This window comes from Sphingomonas benefaciens (assembly GCF_052907485.1).
Genome location: NZ_JBREIC010000001.1, coordinates 1,703,815 through 1,724,444 on the forward strand (window position 1 = coordinate 1,703,815; position 20,630 = coordinate 1,724,444).

Genomic DNA, 20,630 nt, shown 5'->3' on the forward strand with positions numbered 1-20,630 from the left:
CCGCCTATCCACCCTCCCGTTCTGCCGGCGTGATGGGCGGGGATGCGCGCGGCACGCGACATGGCCCGTTCAGGCGTCAATTCTGTCAAGACACGTCCGCGCGCCGCTCTGTTGCTCCCGCCACCCCGCGCTCGTAAGGCGCGTCGCGTGACCCAACCGATCATCATCGCCGTGCCCAAGGGCCGCATCCTGGCAGAGGCCGTGCCGCTGCTCGCGGCGGCGGGCATCGTCCCCGAACCCGCCTTTTCCGACGAGGACAGCCGGGCCTTGCGCTTTGCCACCGATCGGCCGGGCATCGAGCTGATCCGCGTCCGCGCCTTCGACGTCGCGACCTTCGTCGCGCATGGCGCCGCCCAGCTCGGCATCGTCGGTTCGGACGTGATCGCCGAATTCGGCTATTCGGAACTCTACGCCCCCGTCGACCTCGGCATCGGCCATTGCCGCATCTCGGTCGCCGAACCGGCCGACTTGGCGGTCAGCGACGACCCGCGCGGCTGGAGCCATGTCCGTGTCGCGACCAAATATCCGCACATCACCGCCGCCCATTTCGCGCGTCGCGGCGTGCAGGCGGAGTGCGTCAAGCTCAACGGTGCGATGGAGCTCGCCCCGACGCTCGGCCTCGCGCCGCGCATCGTCGATCTCGTCTCCTCGGGCCGCACGCTCAAGGAGAACGGGCTGGTCGAGGTGGAGGTGATCGCCGAGGTGACCAGCCGCCTCGTCGTCAACCGCGCCGCGATGAAGACGCGCAGCGAGGTCGTGCCGCTGGTCGAGGCGTTCCGCCGCGCGGTCGGCGCGACGACGGGGATCGCCGCATGATCCGCCTCGACGCGCGCGATGCCGGCTTTGCCCAGGCCTTCGCCGATCTCGTCGACGCCCGTCGCGAATCGTCCACCGACGTCGCGCGCGACGTCGCCGCCATCCTGCGCACCGTGCGGGACGAGGGCGAAGCGGCGGTCGCCGCGTTCACCAGGAAGTTCGATCGTCACGATCTGGCCGAGACCGGCTGGCGGATCGAGCCCGCCACCTGCGCCACCGCCTATGACGCGCTGGAGCCGGAGTTGCGCGCCGCACTCGATCTCGCGGCGCAGCGCATCCGCACCTATCACGAGAAGCAGCGGCCGGTGGACAGTGACTGGCGTGACGAGGCCGGGGTGCGGCTCGGCGCGCGCTGGCGGGCCGTCGATGCCGCCGGCCTCTACGTCCCCGGCGGTCGCGCGGCCTATCCCTCGTCGCTGCTGATGAACGCCATCCCCGCCAAGGTCGCGGGCGTCGAACGGCTGGTGATGGTGACGCCGACCCCGGATGGGCAGATCAATCCGCTCGTCCTCGCCGCCGCGCATCTGGCCGGGGTCGACGAGGTCTGGCGAATCGGCGGCGCGCAGGCGATCGGCGCCCTCGCTTATGGCGCGGGGCGGATCGCCCCGGTCGACGTGGTCACCGGCCCCGGCAACGCCTGGGTCGCCGAGGCGAAGCGGCAGGTCTATGGCGTGGTCGGCATCGACATGGTGGCGGGGCCGAGCGAGATCGTGGTCGTCGCCGACGGCCGCAACGACCCGCGCATCACCGCCGCGGACCTGCTGAGCCAGGCCGAGCACGACACCGTCACGCAATCGATCCTGTTCACCGACAACGCCGCCTTCGCCGAGGCGGTCGCGGCGCAGGTCGAATCGGAACTCGGCCAACTCGCCACCCAGGCGGTCGCGCGTGCTGCATGGGACGCCAACGGCGCCATCATCGTCGTCGAGCGGCTGGAGGATGCCTGCGCGCTGGTCGATCGGCTCGCTCCCGAGCATCTGCAGCTTTCGGTCGACGATCCCCAGGCGCTGTTCGACCGCGTCCGCCACGCGGGCAGCGTCTTTCTCGGCAAACACACGCCGGAAGCGATCGGCGATTATGTCGCCGGGCCCAACCACGTCCTGCCGACCGGGCGACGCGCGCGCTTCTCCTCGGGCCTGTCGGTGCTCGACTTCATGAAGCGGACCAGCTTCCTCGGCCTCGATCAAAGCGCGCTCGCCGAGCTTGGCCCGGCAACCGTCGCGCTTGCCCATGCGGAGGGGCTGCCGGCCCACGCCCGCTCGGTGGCACTGCGATTGCGTCTCAACGACCAATAACAAAATCAACGGCGTACCGGGCAGACTTAAGCATTTATTAGGGGGGCTAGTCGAAAACGGACCGATCAAGCATCCGAGTCCGGCAGAAGCGTGGGCTGACTTGGGAGAGTCCGAATGCCCGAAGAACGTCGTCGCAAGATCAATGGCCGTGCCCATCAGCGCTTTCCGACCTCCTTCGAAGCCTGGATCGGGCGGCACGGGCTGTATCTTCCCGCCCAGGTGGCGGACGTTTCCGTACGCGGCGCCAGAATTATATTGTTGCACCAGGCCATCACGCTGGCGATCGGCGAGCAGGTGACGCTGCGGGCCCATGGCTGCGAATTGGACGCGACGGTGGTGCGCCGCAGCCCCGATGGCTACGGCCTCCACTTCCTGTCCGACATCGCCCCGCTGCAGCTGGTCCGCGAAAACTATGCGCCACTGTCGCGACTGAAGCACCGTCGACCGACCGCGGGCACGCCGTCGGGACCCGGGGAAACGTCTCTCTCCGCCTGCAAGGGGTGACGGCGCGGCGCCACGCGCCTACATGCGCCCGATGTCCCGTACCCAAGATCGCACCAAGGCGCGCGCCGCCGCCCGTCTCGCCGCCGTCCAGGCGCTCTACCAGCATGAGATGGAGGGGACGGCGATCCCCGCGCTGCTTCATGAATTCCACCAGCACCGGATCGGCGCGACGATCGAGGATGTCGAATATGCCGACGCGGATGTCGATTTCTTCGACGATCTGGTCACCGGCGCCCATGCCCGCGCCGGCGAGATCGACCTCGCGATCGAGAAGAAGCTGGCCAGCGGCTGGACGCTCGCCCGCCTCGACAAGCCGATGAAGGCGCTGCTGCGCGCCGGCACCTACGAACTGATGGCGCGCAAGGACGTACCGGTCGGCGCGACGATCAGCGAATATGTCGACGTCGCCCACGCCTTCTACGAACGGCGCGAGACCGGCTTCGTCAACGGCCTCCTCGACGGCATCGCCAAGGACGTGCGGGCGGACGCGCGCAGCTGACCGAGGCGGACTTCCTCGCGGCGCTACGCACCCTGCCGATCCATCCGGCGGCGCGGGGGCTGCGCGACGATGCCGCCCGGCTAATACTGGCGCCGCTGGTGGTATCGACCGATACGCTGGTCGAGGGCGTCCACTTTCTGCCCGACGATCCACCGCGGGACGTCGCCTGGAAGCTCGTCGCCACCAATCTGTCCGACATCGCCGGCAAGGGCGCCCGGCCGGAAGGCATCTTGCTCAACTACCCGCTGTCCGACGACGGCTGGGATCGCGCCTTTCTGGAAGGCCTGGGCGAGGTGCTGTCCGCCTGTGGCACTGGCTTGCTGGGTGGCGATACGGTGACCTTGCCGTCCAGAGCGCCGCGGATCCTGACCGTCACCGCCTTCGGTGGCGATACGCCGGCGCCACCGCGCGGCGGTGCCGGCGAGAATGACGCCTTATGGGTGACGGGGACGATCGGCGACGCCGGGGCCGGCCTCGCCATCGCGCAAGGCACCCCTGGCCCCTCGGCGCTCCTCGCGCGCTATCGCCGCCCGGTACCGCGCCTCGCCGAGGGGCGCGTGCTGTCGCGCGTGGCGCATGCGATGATGGACGTGTCCGATGGACTGTTGATCGACGCCGCGCGCATGGCCGAGGCGAGCGGCCTGGCGGTCGAGATCGACCTCGCCGCAGTGCCGCTGTCGGCCGAGTATCGCCGCCATTCGGGTGACGATCGCACGGCGCGTCTGCAGGCGGCGACCGCCGGGGACGATTACGAACTGCTGTTCGCGATGCCGGCCAACGTCCGGCCCGCGGTCGCCGCGACCCGCCTGGGTCGCTTTCGCCGCGGTACGGGCCTGGACCTGCACGAAGACGGTGTGGCGGTCCCGCTTCCCGCCCGTCTCGGCTATCTCCACCGGCTTGACTGAGGTGCTTGCGCTCGCTTCCACCGCGCCATAGCCTCCCTTCACCGCGCGAGACCGGGGGCACATCGGCCGCGCGCCCACAGGAGAAGGACTTGCGCGAATGACCACGGTCACCCTCGCCATCCTCTGCGGCCTCGTCGCCGTGGTCTATGGCTTCGTCACCAGCCAACAGGTGCTGCGCGCCTCTCCGGGCGACGCCCGGATGCAGGACATCGCCGCCGCCATCCAGGAAGGCGCCAAGGCCTATCTGGGTCGCCAATATACCACCATCGCGATCGTCGGCGTCGTTGTCGCGGTGATCCTGTTCGCCACCCTGGGAAGCCTGTCGACGATCGGCTTCCTGATCGGCGCGGTGCTGTCCGGCGTCGCCGGCTTCGTCGGCATGACCATCTCGGTGCGCGCCAACGTCCGCACCGCGGAGGCGGCGCGGACCAGCCTGCAGGGCGGCCTGACCATGGCCTTCCGCTCCGGCGCGGTGACCGGCATGCTGGTTGCGGGGCTCGGCCTGCTCGCGATCGCGACCTTCTTCTGGTATCTCACCGGGCCCGGCGGCCACGCGCCCGGCGACCGGATCATTGTCGAGGCGCTCACCGCGCTGGCCTTCGGCGCCTCGTTGATCTCGATCTTCGCGCGGCTCGGCGGCGGCATCTTCACCAAGGCCGCCGACGTCGGCGCCGACCTGGTCGGCAAGGTCGAGGCGGGGATTCCGGAGGACGACCCCCGCAACCCCGCGGTCATCGCCGACAACGTCGGCGACAATGTCGGCGACTGCGCCGGCATGGCCGCCGACCTGTTCGAAACCTATGTCGTGACGCTCGGCGTGACGATGGTGTCGATCGCCCTGCTCGTCAAAGCCGATGCCGCCGAACTGATGCGGCTGATGAGCCTGCCCCTGCTCGTCGGCGGGGTGTGCATCGTCACCTCGATCATCGGCACCTATATGGTGCGGCTAGGCCGCGGCACGATCATGGGCGCGCTGTACAAGGGATTCTGGACCAGCGCATTGCTGTCGATCCCGGCGATCTATCTCGCCACCCGCTACGTGCTCGGCGACCTGCACCGTACACTGGGCGGCGCGGGCTTCCTCGATGCGGTCACCGACGATCTGACCAGCGGCTATGACGCCCCGGCGGGCGCCACGGCGGCGCAGGTCGGCGCCAGCTTCACCGGCATGGACCTGTTCTGGTGCATGGTGATCGGCCTTGCCGTCACCGGCCTGATCGTCTGGATCACCGAATATTATACAGGCACCGCCTATCGCCCGGTCAAGTCGATCGCCAAGGCGAGTGTCACCGGCCACGGCACCAACGTCATCCAGGGGCTGGCGATCAGCCTGGAAGCGACCGCACTGCCGACCCTGGTCATCGTCGTCGCCGTCATCGCCACCTACCAGCTCGCCGGCGTCATCGGCATCGCCTTCGCCGCGACCGCGATGCTCGCGCTCGCCGGCATGGTGGTGGCCCTCGATGCTTATGGCCCGGTCACCGACAATGCCGGCGGCATCGCCGAAATGGCCGGCCTGCCCGACGAGGTGCGGCACAAGACCGACGCACTCGACGCGGTCGGCAATACCACCAAGGCGGTGACCAAGGGCTATGCGATCGGCTCCGCCGGCCTTGCCGCTCTGGTCCTGTTCGGCGCCTACACCACCGACCTGTCAACCTATTTCCCGGACGTCAGCGTCGATTTCAGCCTGTCCAACCCCTATGTCATCGTCGGCCTACTGCTCGGTGCGCTGCTGCCCTATCTGTTCGGCGCCTTCGGCATGACCGCGGTCGGCCGCGCCGCCGGTGCGGTGGTGGAAGAGGTCCGCGGCCAGTTCCGCGACAATCCGGGGATCATGGAAGGCACCAGCCGGCCCAATTACGGCCGCACCGTCGACCTCGTCACCCGTGCCGCGATCCGCGAGATGATCGTCCCCAGCCTGCTGCCCGTGCTGTCGCCGATCGCGGTCTACTTCATCGTCCGCGCCGTTGCCGGCCAAGCCAACGGCTTCGCGGCGCTGGGCGCGATGCTGCTCGGCGTGATCGTCTCCGGCCTGTTCGTCGCGCTGTCGATGACCAGCGGCGGCGGCGCCTGGGACAATGCCAAGAAATATATCGAGGACGGCAATTTCGGTGGCAAGGGATCGGAGGCCCACAAGGCCGCGGTCACCGGCGACACCGTCGGCGACCCCTACAAGGATACCGCCGGACCGGCGGTCAATCCGATGATCAAGATCACCAATATCGTCGCCCTGCTGCTGCTCGCGGCGCTGGCGGGAGGTTGAGGCCAAGGGTTCGCAACGGTCTGCAGGCGGGACCTTGCGAACCCACCTTCGCCGCGGCAGAGTTGCCCGGGGTCGCATCCGACCTAACCGGGGGGTTATCGTGACGAACACATCTTTGCACCTTCGTCGTGCTTCGGCATTGCTGGTGCTCGCCGTCGTTGCGCCGGTTTCGGCGCAAACCAATGTGTCAGGTGAGCAGGCCGCGAGACTGTTCGGGAGTCGGGAGCGCATCATCGACGCCAGCCTGTCTCCCGATGGCAGCAAAGTCGCGATCGTGGCGCCGGGCCCGCAACAATCGGCGGTCGTGCAGATCATCGACGTCAAGACGGGCGAAGCAAAGCCGATCAATTACGCCAATGGCGCGCCGATGACGCTGACCGGCTGCGGCTGGGCCAGCGTTACCCGCCTCGTCTGTACGCTCTACGGCGTGTCCAACGTCCAGGGCGGCTGGGAAAGCTATTCACGGTTGATCGGCATGGATGCCGACGGCAGCAATCTGCTGCCGCTCGGCGTCACGCAGCGCGTGCAGGATTACGTCAGCTATGCGGACGGCCACGTCATCGACTGGCGCGACGGCAAGACCGATCAGGTGTTGATCGCGCGCAACTACGTGCCACTCAAAGCGAACGTGATCACCATCGGCAGCAAGGCACAGGGGCTTGGCGTCGATCTGCTCGACACCCGCACCGGCAACGTCAGCCACGTCGAAAGCGCCGACCCCATCGTCACCCGCTATTTCGCCGATGGTCAGGGTCATATCCGGATCAAGGCGCAGCTGGACTCGCTACGCCAGGGCTATACCTTCGACGGTCGGGTCAATTACTATTATCGCGTCAACGACAGTCGCGAATGGAAGCCCTTTTCCACCTTCTCGCAAATGGAGGACAAGGGGATGACGCCGCTCGCCGTCGATGGTGCGGCGAACGTCGCCTATGCCCTGGACCGCGCCAATGGCAGGCAGGTACTGTACCGGGTCGCGCTCGACGGCACGCTGGCCAAGACGGTGGCACTTGCCGATGACGCGGTCGACATCGACGGCGTCACCACCGTCGGCCGCCATGGCCGCGTCATCGGCGCCGTGATGAGCAAGGAACGTCGCGAAGCGCGCTATTTTGATCACGACTATGAAACACTGGTGACCAAACTGGGTCGCGCCCTGTCCAGCACCCCGATCATCAGCATCATCGATTCCAGCGCCGACGAGAAGACCCACCTGATCTACGCGGCCAGCGACACCAACGCCGGCGAATATTACGTCTATGATTCGGCCGGCAAGAAGCTGGTCCCGATCGGCGCCGTGCGACCCGATCTGTCTGGTCTTGCTTTGGGCAAGATGCAGGCGATCACCTACAAGGCTTCGGACGGCACCACCATTCCTGCCTATCTGACGCTGCCCGCCGGCAACACGGACAAGGGCTTGCCCGCGATCGTCATGCCGCATGGCGGCCCGGCATCGCGCGACGAATGGGGCTTCGACTGGCTCGTCCAGTTCTTTGCCAACCGCGGTTATGCAGTGATCCAGCCGAATTACCGCGGTTCGACCGGCTATGGGCAGGAATGGTTCCAGCAAAACGGTTTCAAATCGTGGAAGGTGGCGATCGGCGACGTCGCGGACGCCGGTCGCTGGCTGGTGAAGGAGGGGATCGCCGACCCCAAAAAGCTGGCGATCGTCGGCTGGTCCTATGGCGGCTATGCCGCGTTGCAGAGCCAGGTGCTCGCGCCCGACCTGTTCAAGGCCGCGGTGGCGATCGCCCCCGTCACCGACCTTGGCGCGTTACGCGCCGAACGGGGTGGTTTCGACAAGGTCGGCCGCGACTTCATCGGTGAGGGGCCGCAGCTCGACGAGGGCTCGCCGGCCCGCCACGCCGACGCCTTCCGCGCGCCCGTCCTGATGTTCCACGGCAGCAAGGACATCAACGTCAGCGTCAACGAATCCAAACTGATGGACCGGCAATTGCACAAGGCGGGCAAACGCAGCGAACTAATCGTCTATCCGGCGATCGACCATCAATTGCGCGACTCCGCGGTGCGGGTCGACATGCTGACGCGAACCGACGCCTTCCTAACCCAGGCGCTCAAATGACGGTGCTTCGGCAAATCTTCGCCGTCGCCTAACCCAATCTAGGGCGGGCATGGGGTCGCGGCGGGCAGGGCACATGATGCCCTGTCCGCCCGATCGTTACGGAACATTGCTGGCGCGGGCGGGTAGAGCCGGACGTTATCGAGAAGGTGCCGCATGACCCATTCCCGCCATCCCGCCCGGTGGCCCCACCTCCTCGCCGTCGTCATCGGCACCGTCGGCGCGCTCAACCTGATCGGCGGCGGCTGGCTGGCGGCGCTCGGCGGCAGCTGGTTCTATGCGGCCGCGGGACTGGCGATGCTCGCCACGGCGACGCTGCTGTGGCGGCGACAGGCGGCGGCGCTGCACGTCTTTGCGGCCCTGGTGATCGGCACGGTGATCTGGGCCTGGGCGGAGATCGGTGCGGACTGGTGGCCGCTGGTGCCGCGCGGCGACCTGATCTTCATCTTCGGCGCACTGCTCGCATTGCCGTGGACGGTGAAGCGACTCGTCCCCCGAACCCGATGGATCGGCGCTGCCGGGCCGCTCGCCGCGGCGCTCGCCGTCGCGGCGGTGTTCGGCGTGGTGTCGCTGACCCGCGACGTCCATAATCTCGATGGCACGCTGCCGGGACCGCGCAACGCGCTCGCCGCCAATCTGCACGGTGTCCCCGACGACGACTGGCAGGCCTATGCGCGCAGCTGGGCCGGCGACAAATTCTCGCCGCTCGCGCAGATCACGCCCGCCAATGTCGGGCGGCTGCAGGTCGCATGGCAGCTGCAGACCGGCGACCGCAAGCGCGAGGGCGATCCCGGCGAGACGACCTATGAGGTGACGCCGATCAAGATCGGCGACACCGTCTATCTCTGTACGCCGCACAATTGGGTGATCGCGGTGGATGCAGAAACGGGCCGGGAACGCTGGCGCTTCGATCCGAAGATCGCGGTCTCGGGCAAGAACATGCAGCATCTGACTTGTCGCGGCGTGTCCTATTGGGACGGCACCCGCGGCGGCGCGGCGGCGGTCACTTTGGGTGACTGCCCGCAGCGGATCTTCCTCGCCACCAACGACAGCCGGCTGATCGCGCTCAACCCGCGCACCGGCGCGCCCTGTGCGAGCTTCGGTCGCAACGGCACGATCAGCCTGCTGCCCGGCCAGCCGCATTACAATCAGGGCTGGTATCAGGTCACCTCCGCGCCGCTGGTCGCACGCGGGCTGGTGATCACCGGCGGCGCCGTGTTCGACAATATCGCCACCCGCGTGCCGTCGGGAGTGATCCGTGGCTATGACGCGCGGACCGGCCGGCTGGTGTGGAACTTCGATCCGGGCAATCCCAACGACACCGCCCCGCTCGGCGCCGGCAAGCGCTACACGCCGTCCTCGCCGAACAGCTGGAGCACGCCGGCGGCGGACGAGGCGCTCGGCCTCGTCTATCTGCCGATGGGCATGGGCGCGGTCGACCAATGGGGCGGCAACCGCCCGGCGACGACCGAGCGGTTCGCCACCTCGGTACTGGCGCTCGACATCGCCACCGGCCGGCCGCGCTGGGTCTATCAGACCGTCCACCACGATCTGTGGGACATGGACGTGCCCGCGCAGCCCGCGCTGGTCGATCTCGACCTGCCGGGCCGTGGACGGGTGCCGGCGCTGATCCAGTCGACCAAGACGGGCAATCTGTTCGTTCTCGACCGCCGCACCGGCACGCCCGTCTATCCCGCGCCGGAACGGCCGGTGCCGGCCGGTGCCGCGCCGGGCGACCATACGTCGCCGACCCAGCCCTTCTCCAGCATCTCGCTGATGCCGGCGCCCGCGCATGAGAAGGACATGTGGGGGGCGACGATGATCGACCAACTGTGGTGCCGCATCCGCTTCCGCCGCCTGGATTACAAGGGCGCGTTCACGCCGCCGTCGACGCGTGGCTCGCTCGTCTTCCCGGGCAATTTCGGCGTGATGGACTGGGGCGGTATCGCGATCGACCCGGTCCGCCAGGTGCTGTTCGCCCATCCCAATTACGTCGCCTTCGTCGATCGGCTGGTGCCGCGTCGCGACGACACCGGCGGTCCGAACGAACGCGGCCCGGCGGGCGGATCGGACCGCCACGGCTCGGACGAGAAGGGCTACAATCCCAACACCGGCGCGCCCTTTGCCGTCGACATGAACCCCTTCCTGTCGTTCGCCGGCCTGCCCTGCCAGCAGCCGCCCTGGGGCTATGTCGCGGGCATTGACCTGACCACCGGCAAGAAGGTGTGGGAACACAAGAACGGCACGATCCGCGACGAGACGATCCTGCCGCTGCCGTTCAAGCTTGGCGTACCGTCGCTCGGCGGCCCGATCACCACCGCCGGCGGCGTCGCCTTCATGGCCGCCGCAATCGACAATTACGTGCGCGCCTACGACACGCGCACCGGCAAGGTGCTGTGGCGGGCGCGGTTGCCCGCCGGCGGCCAGGCGACGCCGATGTCCTACCGGTCGCCAGCGAGCGGCCGCCAATTCGTCGTCGTCGTCGCCGGAGGCCACGGCTCGCTCGGCACCAAGCTCGGCGACAGCGTCATCGCCTACGCCCTGCCGAAGACGTAAGGCGGCCCGCCACCGCGCTCAGCGCGCGGTGAACAGCGTCGCCGCCGCCTCGTAGCGGGCCTGTTCCGGGAAGGGCGCGCTGCGGGTGTCGACGTCGATCACCTGGCGGCGGATCGCGGCCGGGTCGGCCGCGGCACGCGGCCAGCGCGGCAGGCCGGCGCCATTGGGGTCACCGGTCTTGACGAAATTGGCCCAATAGCCGCTCATCGTCCGCGACACCTGCCGATCGGCGTCGGTCCAGACGTAGAGCGGGTTGGCGTCAAGATTGCCCAGGGCATATTCGATTTCCGCACTGTGCACCGCGCCCCAGGGCAGCGGCCGGCCCGACGTATCGCTGACCATGCGCGGCCGCACATGGGCAAAGAGGTACCAATAGGTCGGCGCCCCTGCCCGGCGGCTGAGATCGAACCAGCGCCAGGTCTGCGCGGCGAGGAAGTCGTCGCTGGCCACCGCCGTCGCCGCCGCGATCACGTCCGCGTCGCTGGCGGCCGGATAGAGGGCGAAGGCAGCGTCGGCCCTGGCGCCAAACATCCGGGCAAGGCCCGCGCGATAATTGGCGACGGTGGGCGGCAGATCGCCGAGCACCGCCGATGCCGCCCCCTCCTGCGTATTGGTGCCGACCAACAGCGGCACATGCGCGGCGCGCCCGTCGGCGAAGCTCGTCGCCGGCGCTTCGGTGAGGAAATAGCCGTCGATGACCGGACGGAACGCCACCCCCGGCTGGCGGCTCTGTGCGGCAAGCAGCGTCTCGGCGGGCAGCGCGCGCAGCGCCGCCGCGGTGGTCGCGCCCTGTGCCGCGGCGAAGGCGGTGCCGTCGCGCTCCGCCGCCGCCAGCGGCGCAGGCGTCAGCGTCTGCATCACCGCGCCGCTTTCGCCGATCGCCCCGGCGATCGCGTCGCGCGACAGTGGCGAGGTCATCAATGCGCTGACCGCCAAGGATCCGGCCGATTCGCCGCCGATCGTGATCCGCTTCGGATCGCCGCCGAAGGCCGCGATATTGCGCCGAACCCAGGCGAGCGCCGCGGCCTGATCGAGCATGCCGTAATTGCCCGAGCTATGCTCGCGCGATTCGGCGGTCAGCGCCGGATGGGCGAGGAAGCCGAACACGCCCAGCCGATAGTTGATCGTCACCACGACGATGCCCCGCCGTGCCATCACCGCGCCGTCGTAGCGCTTCTCCGACCCGTCACCCGCCGCAAAGCCGCCGCCATGCAGGTAGAAGAGCACCGGCAGGCCGCGCGCCTTGCCGGCGCCGGCCGGCATCCAGACGTTGAGGTACAGGCAATCCTCGCTCGGAGCGGGCGAGCGGAACATCATGTCGGAGAACAGCGGCTGCTGCATGCAGCGCGGCCCGAACGTGTCCGCCGCCCGGATGCCCGACCAATGCGCCGCCGGCCGCGGCGCCTGCCAGCGCAGTGCGCCGACCGGCGCCGCCGCATAGGGAATGCCGCGGAAGATGCGGACCTGCGGATCGGCGGCCTCGACCACGCCCTGCAGCGCCCCGCCCTCCACCGATACGGTCGGTCGCTGCTGCGCCGATGCCGCGGTCGCCAGGACCAAAGCCAAAGCCCCGGCCGCTATCCGTGCCATCCGCCGCATCCTTGCTCTCCTCCGTGTCTTGCGTCATCCCTATTGACCTGCCGAAAGTGCTGTCAATGCAGCCTGATACCGGCGCTTCTGCTAGGACCGATCCTGGCCTAAGGAGACGGAGATGGCAGATTCGGACGAACAGCGCCGCGGCTCCGGCCGCCCGACCGGGGTGCAGACGCTCGAGCGTGGCCTCGACCTGCTGGAGCGGGTCGTCGACCGGCGACGGCGGCTCGGCGAGCTGGCCGCCGAATCCGGCCTCACCAAATCGACCGCCTGGCGCCTGACCAATGCCCTGATCGAGCGCGGCTATCTGGCCATGTCGCCGACCGGCGAGATGCGCGGCGGCCCCAAGCTGTTGCAGCTGCGCGCGCGGATGGACGATGCCGGCGAGATGCTCGCCGCGGCGACGCCGGTACTGGAAGCGCTGGCGGAGCAGACCGGCATCTCCGCCTTCCTCGGCCGGCGGGATCACGATCATTCGGTTCATCTTTATCGTAGCGACGGTGGCGAGCGGGTCGCCGTGACGACTCCCGTCGGCACCCGCCGGCCGCTCGGCGAAACCAGCCTGGGCAAGGCGCTGATGCTCGACGATGGCGAGGCCGCCTGGGGCAAGGCCTTCGCCGCCGCACCCGCCGCGACGCAGGCCGAGGCGATGGCCGCGATGCACAAGGCCGCCGCGGCCGGCGTGGTGCTCAACCAGGGGCCGCCGCCCGACCGCGTCCATGCGATCGCCGCGCCCGTCCGCGATGCGAGCGGCACCATCGTCGCCGCGATCAGCATCGCGGGCGCCGCGCAATATCTCGACACCGGTCGCATGGCGAAGCTGGCGCCGGTGGTGCGCACCGCCGGAGAGACGATCAGCCGGCAACTGGGCTATCGCAAGGGCTGACGGACCCCTCCATGGCGGCCGGGGTCACGGCCGTGCAACATTCGGCGCGCAGGTCCGCGCCATGACCACGATCCTCCCCGCCACCGCATCACTGTCACGTCGCACCCTGCTCGCCGCCGGCGGCGCCTTGCTCGCCGCGCCGGCCGTGCTGCGCGCGCAACAGCTGTTCGCTGCCTATCCGTTCCAGCTCGGCATCGCCGCGGGAGACCCCGCCCCCGACGGCTTCGTGATCTGGACCCGGCTCGCCCCGGCGCCGCTCGACGATCATGCCGGCATGCCGATGCAGCCCGTCGAGGTCGCCTGGGAGGTCGCCTCCGACGAGCAATTTGCGAACCGGGTGGCACACGGCACCACGCTCGCCCTGCCCGACCTCGGCCATTCGGTGCATGTCGAGGTCACCGGCCTGTCGCCCGACCGTCCCTATTGGTATCGCTTCACCGTCGGCCGCGAACGCTCGATCGCCGGTCGGGCGCGCACCCTGCCCGCCGCCGGCACGCCGCTCGACCGGCTGCGGTTCGCGGTCGCCGGCTGCCAGAATTACGAACACGGCCTCTACACCGCCTATCGCCATCTCGCCGGCGAGGATCCCGCCTTCGTCTTCCATTATGGCGACTACATCTACGAAGGGCGCGGCTCGCCGACGGCGATCGGCTATGACGGCAAGCCGGCGCCCTTCGTCCGCGCCCATGCCGGGCAGCAGTTGTTCGACCTTGCCGACTATCGGCGCCGCTATGCCCAGTACAAGCTCGATCCCGATCTGCAGGCGGCGCATGCGGCTGCCGCCTGGTTCACCACCTTCGACGACCATGAGGTGGAGAATAATTGGGTCGGCCTGATCGATCAGGAAGGCGACGCGCCGGAGGTGTTCGCCCTGCGCCGCGCCGCCGCTTTCCAGGCCTATTACGAGAACATGCCGATGCGCCGCAGCGCCTTCCCCGCTAGCGGCGGCATGCAGCTCTATCGCCGCGCGCTGATCGGCGACTTGCTCGACCTGCATCTGCTCGACACGCGGCAGTTCCGTACCGACCAGCCGTGCGGCGACGGTTTCCGCACGATCTGCACGGGCGTCGCCGATCCAAAGGCGCAAGTGATGGGCCTGAAGCAGGAAGCCTGGCTTGGCGCCGCGATCAAGCAGCGGGCGGCGCGCTGGCAGGTGCTGGCACAACAGGTGATGATGATGCCGCTTGATCGCCGCACCGCCGACGAGCCGGCGGCGATCCGCAACATGGACAGCTGGGGCGGCTATGATCATCCACGCGAGCGCATTCTCGCGATGCTTGACGGCGTGCCGGGCGCGATTGTGCTGACCGGCGACGAACATCAGAACTACGCCGGTCAGCTGCGCCGCGACGGCGGCACCGGGCGCAGCGTCGCGACCGAATTCGTCAGCACCTCGATCAGCTCGGGTGGCGACGGCGCCGACAAGCGCCACGGCGAGGAGCGCATCCGCGCGCGCAACCCCTATCTCGCCTGGACCAACGATCGCCGCGGCTACCTACTCTGCGATGTCAGTCGCGATGCGTGGCGGGCCAGCTTCCGTACCGTCCCCTATGTTACCCGCGCCGACGCCCCGCTGCAGACCGCCGGTGTCGCCACCGTCGCGCACGGCGATCCGACCCCGGTATTCGAGCGCGGCTGACGCCGCGCCACGTCGGAACCGTCGCGGCGGATGCGATGTGGGATCAGCGGTGATCGGCGGCCATCTCCGCCGCGCCCTCCGGGGTCCGTCGCGCCTGCACGAAGGCGATCCCGGCGCCGTCCAGCCGCACCGCGGTCAACACCCCCGTCGCGTAGACGCCCGTGTCGATGCCGATACGGTTGTCCGTCACCTCCGGCCGATCCGATCGCCAGCTGTGACCGTGGACGACGATCTTTTCGAACCGACGATCCCGCCGCAGGAAGTCGTCGCCGATCCACAGACAATCCTCGTCGCTCTGCCGCGCCAGCGCGACCCCGGGCCTCAGCCCGGCATGGACGAAGACGTAATCGCCGCGGACCAGGCGCACGGGCAGCGCGCGCAACAGCGCGAGATGCGCCGCCGGCATCGCGTCCAGCAACCGATCGCGGAGCTGGTAGCAATCCTCGTCCGGCCCAGCCTCGACCCCATAGGAGGCGAGCGTTCCGATCCCGTCATGCTCCAGCCACAGCAGGGCCTGGTCGGGCCGCTCGAGGAATTGCAGCAACATCGCCTCGTGGTTGCCGCGCAGGAAGGCCACGTCGAACGGCGCCCGCCGTCTCAGCCACACCAGGGCATCGAGCACCTTGGCCGAATCGGGCCCGCGATCGACATAATCGCCACAGAGGATCACCGATGCCGGCGTCGCCCCATCCGCCTGGGCGACATCGGCGACGATGGCCTGCAACAGGGCGACCAGCTGTTCGTAGCAGCCGTGCACATCGCCGATCGCGTAGATCACCCGCCCGCCGGTCGACTTCGCGCGTCTTGAAGGGGGATGATCGCGCGCCCAGACGATATCGGCGCGCGGCGCGTTCACGGCGGTGTCCGTCATGGCCGTGCATCCTGACGCAGGTCATCCAGCTGATCGGCCAGCTGATTGTAGCGGCGGATCGCGCCGTCCGGATCGTCCTCGGCCCGGTCGCGCGCGTCGCGCCAGCGTCGGGTGACGGCGGTCAGGTCGCGATTGCTGACGCCGTCCGCCTTGGCCCGTTCGAAGGCGCGGTACAGGCGGTTATGCGCCGCGAGCACGTCCTGATAGATGCAGCGATTCTCCAGGCTGCCCGGGGGGCAGTCCGGCGCGGTCACGCCGCCGTCGCGCCGGCGCTGGATCGCCGGACCGCGGACCGCCGCGGACCGCGTTGCGGGGATGATCGTGCGCGTCGGCGGGCGCATCGCCGGCGCATCGCTCGGCGGCGAGTCAGCATCGCGCGCGACCGCGGCCGGCGCATCGACATCGGCGTTGCGCGCATCGGGCGCCGGGGCGGCGGCGACGCTATCCGGCTCGACCATGGCGGGCGCGCCGCTCGGCCGGCTTGCCATGGCGGGAGCCCGCACACGATAGGCATCGGGCGTCGCCGAGCGGGTCGCCGCCACCGGCGGCTGCCATCCCTCGCGGATCGCGGTCAGGCCCAATGCGGTGCCAGCGACCAGCACCAGCGCCGGCGCACCGAGCATCCACCAGCGCGAACGCCGCCGCTGGCGACCGGCGACCACGGCCGGGCGCGCCGCTGCAGCCGTCGTCCGCCGCTCCACGAGCGGTCCAAAGATGCGGTCCATGTCCGCCACCACGGCTTCGGTCCGATCGCTACGCGACATCGCCCATCATCCTCTCCCGCAGCCCATCGCTTCGCTACACTGTATTGCCACTGAACCCGCCCGCAACGTCTTATCGCGAAGCCGGCGGCGGCGCACATGCGCCCGTCGCCGCCGTCCCGGCCGGGCAGCGGCGCAACTGGAAGCGGACCTTGCGCGACGCGAAGTCGAGCGACACGCGCCGAAAGCTGCTCATCAGGTCTGTACCAAGGAGCATCGCGGGCGTGTCGCCGAGGCCGAACAAGGCGAACGGCGGCAGATCCGCAAACCCCACCACGACGTTGCGGAGCACGATGCTGCCGACCCGCATTTCCGCCACTAGCGCCAGCGGCACCGTCATCCGCGTCCCCGTCACGCTGATCAAGGTCGTCGACGTCAGCGGCATCGGGGGGCGGTGACGCCGGACCAGCGCGTCGTGCAGCGCCAGATTGCCGATCGTCAGTTGCGAACCGGTGTCCAGCACCGCGCGAATGCCGACGCCGCTCGCCCGGGCCTGGGTCAGGATCAATTGGCCGGCGCGGCGGCGCGCGGTGACGACGATGTCGTCGGGCCGGCTCGGCAACGCGCGGCGGCTGTCCTCGACCGTGACGGCGTTGGACTCGAAGTCGAGCATCAGCCGCTGGCCGTGCAAGGCGTCGATACCGATCAGTCCCTCGGCGCCCAGCATCGGCTCGGGCAGCGTCGGTGCGGCGATATCCTCGACCAGGCCGCTGCCGATCCCCAGCCGCTTGATCAGTACGGTGTCGCGTCGGCTTGCCCCCGCCACGTCGTGCATCATCACCGGCGTCGCCGCCGGCAGGGCGAGCCCCTGCGCGATCCGTGTGCCGATCACCGATCGATCGGCGCCGCTGTCCACGACGAAGCGATAGGGACCATGTCCGTCGACCGTCACCCCCACCGCCAGGCGCGTGTCGATCTGCTTGCCGGCGATGCTGTCGCCGGTGATCTCCAATGTGTCGTCGATCTCCGCCTCACCCGGCGCGATGCGCAGCGGCACGGCCGCCGGCGGCGCCTGTTGCGGCAACGGCGCCGCGGCCTGCGCCCAGGCACCGGCGATCCAGACGAGGCAGCAAGCGACCATGGCCGATCCTACCATCGCGGCGGCAGCGTTGCCACGGCCATGGCATGCCCGGGTCACGGCAGGTTGGGCAACGCCGACGGGTTACGGACACGATCGGCTGGCCGATTGGCGGAGACGGAGTCCGTAGAGCGAGAGCCGCGGGTGTGTTCGTCCATGTTTTTCGGCGACCATTACCGTTGCGGTATCAGCCACTTAGCGCAACTAACAATGGGAGGATGGTTCGAGACTGTTCGCAGATGCTCGCTGACAGCCAACTCGAGAGTGGGCATAGAAGTGGGCAAGGGTGGGCCATGAGGGATTTGGAGGCGACATGGCGCGTGCGTTGAACCGACTTACCGTTCGCGAGATTGCGGCACTGAAGCAACCCGGTCGGCACTCGGACGGTGGCGGACTCTATCTTCGCATCTCGCCTTCTGGCGGTAGGTCTTGGGTGTTCATGCACGTCATTGCTGGCAGGCGGACTGAGCTAGGCCTAGGGTCCGCATCTGCCCTGCCCCTGGCAACCGCCCGTAAGCTTGCTGGTGATATGCGAGAAGCCGTTGCGTTGGGGCGAGACCCCCGCGACGTGCTTGCGCCCGATGGCGACACATCGCCCCTTGAGGAGACCAGGGTCGTCACATTCGGCGCATTCGCCGAAGAATATATCAGTACCATCGAAGATGGCTGGAAGAATGAGGTACATCGGAAACAGTGGCGGAGCAGCCTGCGCGATCATTCAGGCGCCCTTTTCGCGCTGCCGATCGAGATGGTCGACACAGACAACGTGGTGGAAGTGCTCCGCCCCATATGGCTGACAAAGGCGGAGACCGCGAAGCGCCTCCGCGGTCGGATTGAGCGCATCCTTGATGCGGCCAAGGTCAAAGGCTTACGCCCTCCAAACTCGATTAATCCCGCCATGTGGCGTGGGCATTTGGCGCTGCTGCTGCCCAGTCAGTCCAAGGTTGAGCGTGGTCACCATGCCGCGCTCCCCTATCGTGAAGCACCTGCGTTCTTCACGCAATTGCGAGCGCGAACAGCGAATGCGGCACGCTGCCTTGAATTTACCATTCTCACAGCCACGCGAAGCGGCGAGGCATTGGGAGCGACTTGGGCGGAAATAGACGTCGATGCCGAAACATGGACGATCCCTGCGGCGCGCATGAAGGCGGGTCAGGAGCATGTTGTACCACTGTCAAAAGCCGCGATAGAAGTTCTGATAGGCGTCATGCCAGACGACCTTAAGCTGACCGACCACGTGTTCTCGGTGAAGGGTGCTTCACAATCCAAAATGCCATGGCAATGCTGCTGCGCAGGATGGGTTACGGGCATGTGACAACCCATGGATTCCGCTCAACCTTCCGCGACTGGGCGGGGGACGAGACCACATTTGCACGAGAGATTATCGAGCAGGCCTTAGCGCATACCATTCAAAACAAGGCCGAACGAGCGTACCGACGAAGCACGGCGATCGAGCGGCGCCGCGCGCTGATGGTTGCTTGGGCGACATTTTTAGAAGGTGGTGTTACCGGTTGACCCGGGACGACACCTAGTTGATCCCTTGGCCTTGACGCGAAGGGGGTCATACAATGGCGCAAAATGCTAGGGGCGAAGTCACATATATATCCGCTAACGACGCCGTTTCGTACATCGCTGGTCATGTTGGCAGTCGATACCAAGCTCGTACTCTGATCGCTGACGCACTGCACAGCGGCGACATTATCACCACAGCTGACAAAGTGTGGTACGTCCGCGACATCGATCCAACGGATGATTGGAACGACCTCATCAAAGGCGCGGAGCTACTTTATGAAAACGTCGAGCTTCCTGCTGATTATTGGATGGCCAGCCCGCAATGGCCAGAGGAAACGCGACATTGGCGTTGGAAAGAAGGGAATTTCCTGATCAATGCGAGCGAAGCTGACGTTGATCCTTTCTTCGGTGCGGCACTCGAGAATGTGCAATTCGATAATCGAGAAGTCATGGCCCTCGTCGGAAAAACTGATCGATCTGGCGCCGGCGGGCGGAAACCAAATGTCAAAAAATGGGGGATCTTTTGGGCCAACTTTCTCTACGATTGCACGAACGACTTTTTCGACTGGACTCAATTCGAAAATAAGAATCAATTGAAAAAGGCAATGCTCGGATCAAGCCCCGACCTCTTTTCTGACAGCGCCGTAAATGACGCCGTTGATGCCGCTTGGGAGGGGCTGGTGCTCCGCTACGCGCGTGAGCGCCTCGAAATGATCCATGCGCGAGTTAGTGAGGAGTAGCGAATTATTGTCCGCATGAGGCCGCTCTAATTTGCCCTCGTCCGCTGCTGATCACGGTGATCAGCCGGAAGAGGAACGAATGATGAGTCACCGTTACACTCTATCGATCAATGAGACGCGCCAAGCTCTCGGACTTGGCCGCACCACGATCTACAAGCTGCTTGCCGCAGGCAAGCTCGACCGGAAGAAGGCCGGCACTCGCACGCTGATCACTGTTAGCAGCATTGAGCGGCTGCTTGCGCCCGAGCCGTCGGAAGGAGCTCGCTGATGTCGAGGCTCTCACTTGGCGACCTGCCAATGCCACCTCGACGCCACCGCATCGATCTGATCCCTGACAGCACCTTTGAGACAGAAGAGGCAGCTCAGAGGGAGGACCTTACGCGCAGCCGGTTTCTCCGCAACTATCCGGGACGGTCGTCTTCCGAACAGGCGGCGTGCAACCGACTGGCGCTCGACATCCTTGGCAACGATGCCGATGATCATTCCACCTTGGCGTCGGCGCTGGCGTGACCCCCGTTTCTTCATCCACGTGTACCTAGAGACCGGCCCCTCGAAGGGACGGACGGAATGAAGCGGAAGCAGTTTTCGGAAGAGCAGATAATCGGCATCCTGAAGGAGGCCGAGGCGGG

The 20,630-nt window shown here is 67.6% G+C and carries 19 protein-coding genes and 1 pseudogene; 15 read left to right on the forward strand and 5 right to left on the reverse strand.

Going from position 1 to position 20,630, the window contains the following annotated elements; genetic code table 11:
- Positions 1 to 147 precede the first annotated feature (147 nt).
- The 8 genes from hisG to ACU5AX_RS08375 all read left to right on the forward strand — a co-directional run bounded on the left by hisG (position 148) and on the right by ACU5AX_RS08375 (position 10,921).
- The gene (gene hisG, locus ACU5AX_RS08340; RefSeq protein WP_446690412.1) at positions 148 to 816 is read left to right on the forward strand and encodes an ATP phosphoribosyltransferase; all 669 of its coding nucleotides are present in this window, start codon (positions 148 to 150) and stop codon (positions 814 to 816) included.
- Positions 813 to 2,111 carry a histidinol dehydrogenase gene (gene hisD, locus ACU5AX_RS08345; protein WP_446690413.1) on the forward strand — a complete coding sequence of 433 codons (1,299 nt, stop codon included), beginning with the start codon at positions 813 to 815 and terminating at the stop codon, positions 2,109 to 2,111. The genes hisG and hisD overlap by 4 nt, the downstream gene beginning before the upstream one ends.
- Before the next feature lie 114 nt (positions 2,112 to 2,225).
- The gene (locus ACU5AX_RS08350) at positions 2,226 to 2,615 is read left to right on the forward strand and encodes a PilZ domain-containing protein (RefSeq protein WP_446690414.1); all 390 of its coding nucleotides are present in this window, start codon (positions 2,226 to 2,228) and stop codon (positions 2,613 to 2,615) included.
- 31 nt (positions 2,616 to 2,646) lie between these two features.
- Positions 2,647 to 3,114: a transcription antitermination factor NusB gene (gene nusB / locus ACU5AX_RS08355; RefSeq protein WP_198354303.1), complete on the forward strand. Its 468-nt coding sequence runs from the start codon at positions 2,647 to 2,649 to the stop codon at positions 3,112 to 3,114.
- Positions 3,111 to 4,019, forward strand: a complete 909-nt coding sequence (gene thiL / locus ACU5AX_RS08360) for a thiamine-phosphate kinase (RefSeq protein WP_446690496.1) — start codon at positions 3,111 to 3,113, stop codon at positions 4,017 to 4,019. Before nusB ends, thiL begins: the two co-directional genes overlap by 4 nt.
- Before the next feature lie 97 nt (positions 4,020 to 4,116).
- A complete protein-coding gene (locus ACU5AX_RS08365; RefSeq protein ID WP_446690415.1) occupies positions 4,117 to 6,285 on the forward strand; it encodes a sodium-translocating pyrophosphatase in 2,169 nt (722 codons plus the stop codon).
- 100 nt (positions 6,286 to 6,385) lie between these two features.
- Positions 6,386 to 8,368, forward strand: coding sequence for an alpha/beta hydrolase family protein (locus tag ACU5AX_RS08370; protein ID WP_446690416.1), 1,983 nt, complete (start codon positions 6,386 to 6,388; stop codon positions 8,366 to 8,368).
- A gap of 153 nt (positions 8,369 to 8,521) precedes the next feature.
- Positions 8,522 to 10,921: a membrane-bound PQQ-dependent dehydrogenase, glucose/quinate/shikimate family gene (locus tag ACU5AX_RS08375; RefSeq protein WP_446690417.1), complete on the forward strand. Its 2,400-nt coding sequence runs from the start codon at positions 8,522 to 8,524 to the stop codon at positions 10,919 to 10,921.
- Positions 10,922 to 10,939: 18 nt separating this feature from the next.
- Here ACU5AX_RS08375 and ACU5AX_RS08380 read toward each other — a convergent pair whose 3' ends face one another.
- Positions 10,940 to 12,511 carry a carboxylesterase/lipase family protein gene (locus ACU5AX_RS08380; protein WP_446690418.1) on the reverse strand — a complete coding sequence of 524 codons (1,572 nt, stop codon included), beginning with the start codon at positions 12,509 to 12,511 and terminating at the stop codon, positions 10,940 to 10,942.
- Positions 12,512 to 12,632: 121 nt separating this feature from the next.
- Between ACU5AX_RS08380 and ACU5AX_RS08385 the strand changes: the two genes are divergently transcribed.
- Positions 12,633 to 13,400 carry an IclR family transcriptional regulator gene (locus ACU5AX_RS08385; protein ID WP_446690419.1) on the forward strand — a complete coding sequence of 256 codons (768 nt, stop codon included), beginning with the start codon at positions 12,633 to 12,635 and terminating at the stop codon, positions 13,398 to 13,400.
- 61 nt (positions 13,401 to 13,461) lie between these two features.
- On the forward strand, positions 13,462 to 15,039 hold the full coding sequence (locus ACU5AX_RS08390) for an alkaline phosphatase D family protein (RefSeq protein ID WP_446690420.1): 1,578 nt from the start codon (positions 13,462 to 13,464) through the stop codon (positions 15,037 to 15,039).
- Between the two features lie 43 nt (positions 15,040 to 15,082).
- On the opposite strand, the gene ACU5AX_RS08395 is transcribed toward ACU5AX_RS08390, so the two are convergent.
- The 3 genes from ACU5AX_RS08395 to ACU5AX_RS08405 all read right to left on the reverse strand — a co-directional run bounded on the left by ACU5AX_RS08395 (position 15,083) and on the right by ACU5AX_RS08405 (position 17,752).
- Positions 15,083 to 15,910 (reverse strand): metallophosphoesterase family protein, encoded by an 828-nt coding sequence (locus ACU5AX_RS08395; protein ID WP_446690421.1) that lies wholly within the window; start codon positions 15,908 to 15,910, stop codon positions 15,083 to 15,085.
- A complete protein-coding gene (locus ACU5AX_RS08400) occupies positions 15,907 to 16,674 on the reverse strand; it encodes a hypothetical protein (RefSeq protein ID WP_446690422.1) in 768 nt (255 codons plus the stop codon). The genes ACU5AX_RS08395 and ACU5AX_RS08400 overlap by 4 nt, the downstream gene beginning before the upstream one ends.
- Before the next feature lie 70 nt (positions 16,675 to 16,744).
- Positions 16,745 to 17,752: an aspartyl protease family protein gene (locus tag ACU5AX_RS08405; protein WP_446690423.1), complete on the reverse strand. Its 1,008-nt coding sequence runs from the start codon at positions 17,750 to 17,752 to the stop codon at positions 16,745 to 16,747.
- A 310-nt stretch (positions 17,753 to 18,062) separates the two neighbouring features.
- Between ACU5AX_RS08405 and ACU5AX_RS08410 the strand changes: the two are divergent.
- From ACU5AX_RS08410 to ACU5AX_RS08430, 5 genes and pseudogenes are all read left to right on the forward strand, one after another.
- Positions 18,063 to 18,305 (forward strand): annotated as a pseudogene (locus tag ACU5AX_RS08410) (Arm DNA-binding domain-containing protein); the annotation flags it as partial.
- A gap of 12 nt (positions 18,306 to 18,317) precedes the next feature.
- Positions 18,318 to 19,064, forward strand: a complete 747-nt coding sequence (locus ACU5AX_RS08415; protein WP_446690497.1) for a tyrosine-type recombinase/integrase — start codon at positions 18,318 to 18,320, stop codon at positions 19,062 to 19,064.
- The gene (locus ACU5AX_RS08420; RefSeq protein ID WP_446690424.1) at positions 19,025 to 19,264 is read left to right on the forward strand and encodes a hypothetical protein; all 240 of its coding nucleotides are present in this window, start codon (positions 19,025 to 19,027) and stop codon (positions 19,262 to 19,264) included. The genes ACU5AX_RS08415 and ACU5AX_RS08420 overlap by 40 nt, the downstream gene beginning before the upstream one ends.
- A gap of 53 nt (positions 19,265 to 19,317) precedes the next feature.
- Positions 19,318 to 20,001 carry a hypothetical protein gene (locus ACU5AX_RS08425; RefSeq protein ID WP_446690425.1) on the forward strand — a complete coding sequence of 228 codons (684 nt, stop codon included), beginning with the start codon at positions 19,318 to 19,320 and terminating at the stop codon, positions 19,999 to 20,001.
- 79 nt (positions 20,002 to 20,080) lie between these two features.
- Positions 20,081 to 20,269: a helix-turn-helix domain-containing protein gene (locus ACU5AX_RS08430; RefSeq protein WP_446690426.1), complete on the forward strand. Its 189-nt coding sequence runs from the start codon at positions 20,081 to 20,083 to the stop codon at positions 20,267 to 20,269.
- A gap of 11 nt (positions 20,270 to 20,280) precedes the next feature.
- On the opposite strand, the gene ACU5AX_RS08435 is transcribed toward ACU5AX_RS08430, so the two are convergent.
- On the reverse strand, positions 20,281 to 20,630 hold a 350-nt coding region (locus ACU5AX_RS08435), incomplete at its 5' end, for a hypothetical protein (protein WP_446690427.1).

What these genes read in the sequence shown, in the direction of transcription:
- hisD (WP_446690413.1), top strand. Translation starts at nt 813, where the DNA reads ATGATCCGCCTCGACGCGCGCGATGCCGGCTTTGCCCAGGCCTTCGCC.
- ACU5AX_RS08350 (WP_446690414.1), top strand. Translation starts at nt 2,226, where the DNA reads ATGCCCGAAGAACGTCGTCGCAAGATCAATGGCCGTGCCCATCAGCGC.
- nusB (WP_198354303.1), top strand. Translation starts at nt 2,647, where the DNA reads ATGTCCCGTACCCAAGATCGCACCAAGGCGCGCGCCGCCGCCCGTCTC.
- ACU5AX_RS08365 (WP_446690415.1), top strand. Translation starts at nt 4,117, where the DNA reads ATGACCACGGTCACCCTCGCCATCCTCTGCGGCCTCGTCGCCGTGGTC.
- ACU5AX_RS08375 (WP_446690417.1), top strand. Translation starts at nt 8,522, where the DNA reads ATGACCCATTCCCGCCATCCCGCCCGGTGGCCCCACCTCCTCGCCGTC.
- ACU5AX_RS08380 (WP_446690418.1), bottom strand. Translation starts at nt 12,511, where the DNA reads ATGGCACGGATAGCGGCCGGGGCTTTGGCTTTGGTCCTGGCGACCGCG.
- ACU5AX_RS08385 (WP_446690419.1), top strand. Translation starts at nt 12,633, where the DNA reads ATGGCAGATTCGGACGAACAGCGCCGCGGCTCCGGCCGCCCGACCGGG.
- ACU5AX_RS08390 (WP_446690420.1), top strand. Translation starts at nt 13,462, where the DNA reads ATGACCACGATCCTCCCCGCCACCGCATCACTGTCACGTCGCACCCTG.
- ACU5AX_RS08395 (WP_446690421.1), bottom strand. Translation starts at nt 15,910, where the DNA reads ATGACGGACACCGCCGTGAACGCGCCGCGCGCCGATATCGTCTGGGCG.
- ACU5AX_RS08400 (WP_446690422.1), bottom strand. Translation starts at nt 16,674, where the DNA reads ATGTCGCGTAGCGATCGGACCGAAGCCGTGGTGGCGGACATGGACCGC.
- ACU5AX_RS08405 (WP_446690423.1), bottom strand. Translation starts at nt 17,752, where the DNA reads ATGGTCGCTTGCTGCCTCGTCTGGATCGCCGGTGCCTGGGCGCAGGCC.
- ACU5AX_RS08420 (WP_446690424.1), top strand. Translation starts at nt 19,025, where the DNA reads ATGGCAATGCTGCTGCGCAGGATGGGTTACGGGCATGTGACAACCCAT.
- ACU5AX_RS08425 (WP_446690425.1), top strand. Translation starts at nt 19,318, where the DNA reads ATGGCGCAAAATGCTAGGGGCGAAGTCACATATATATCCGCTAACGAC.
- ACU5AX_RS08430 (WP_446690426.1), top strand. Translation starts at nt 20,081, where the DNA reads ATGATGAGTCACCGTTACACTCTATCGATCAATGAGACGCGCCAAGCT.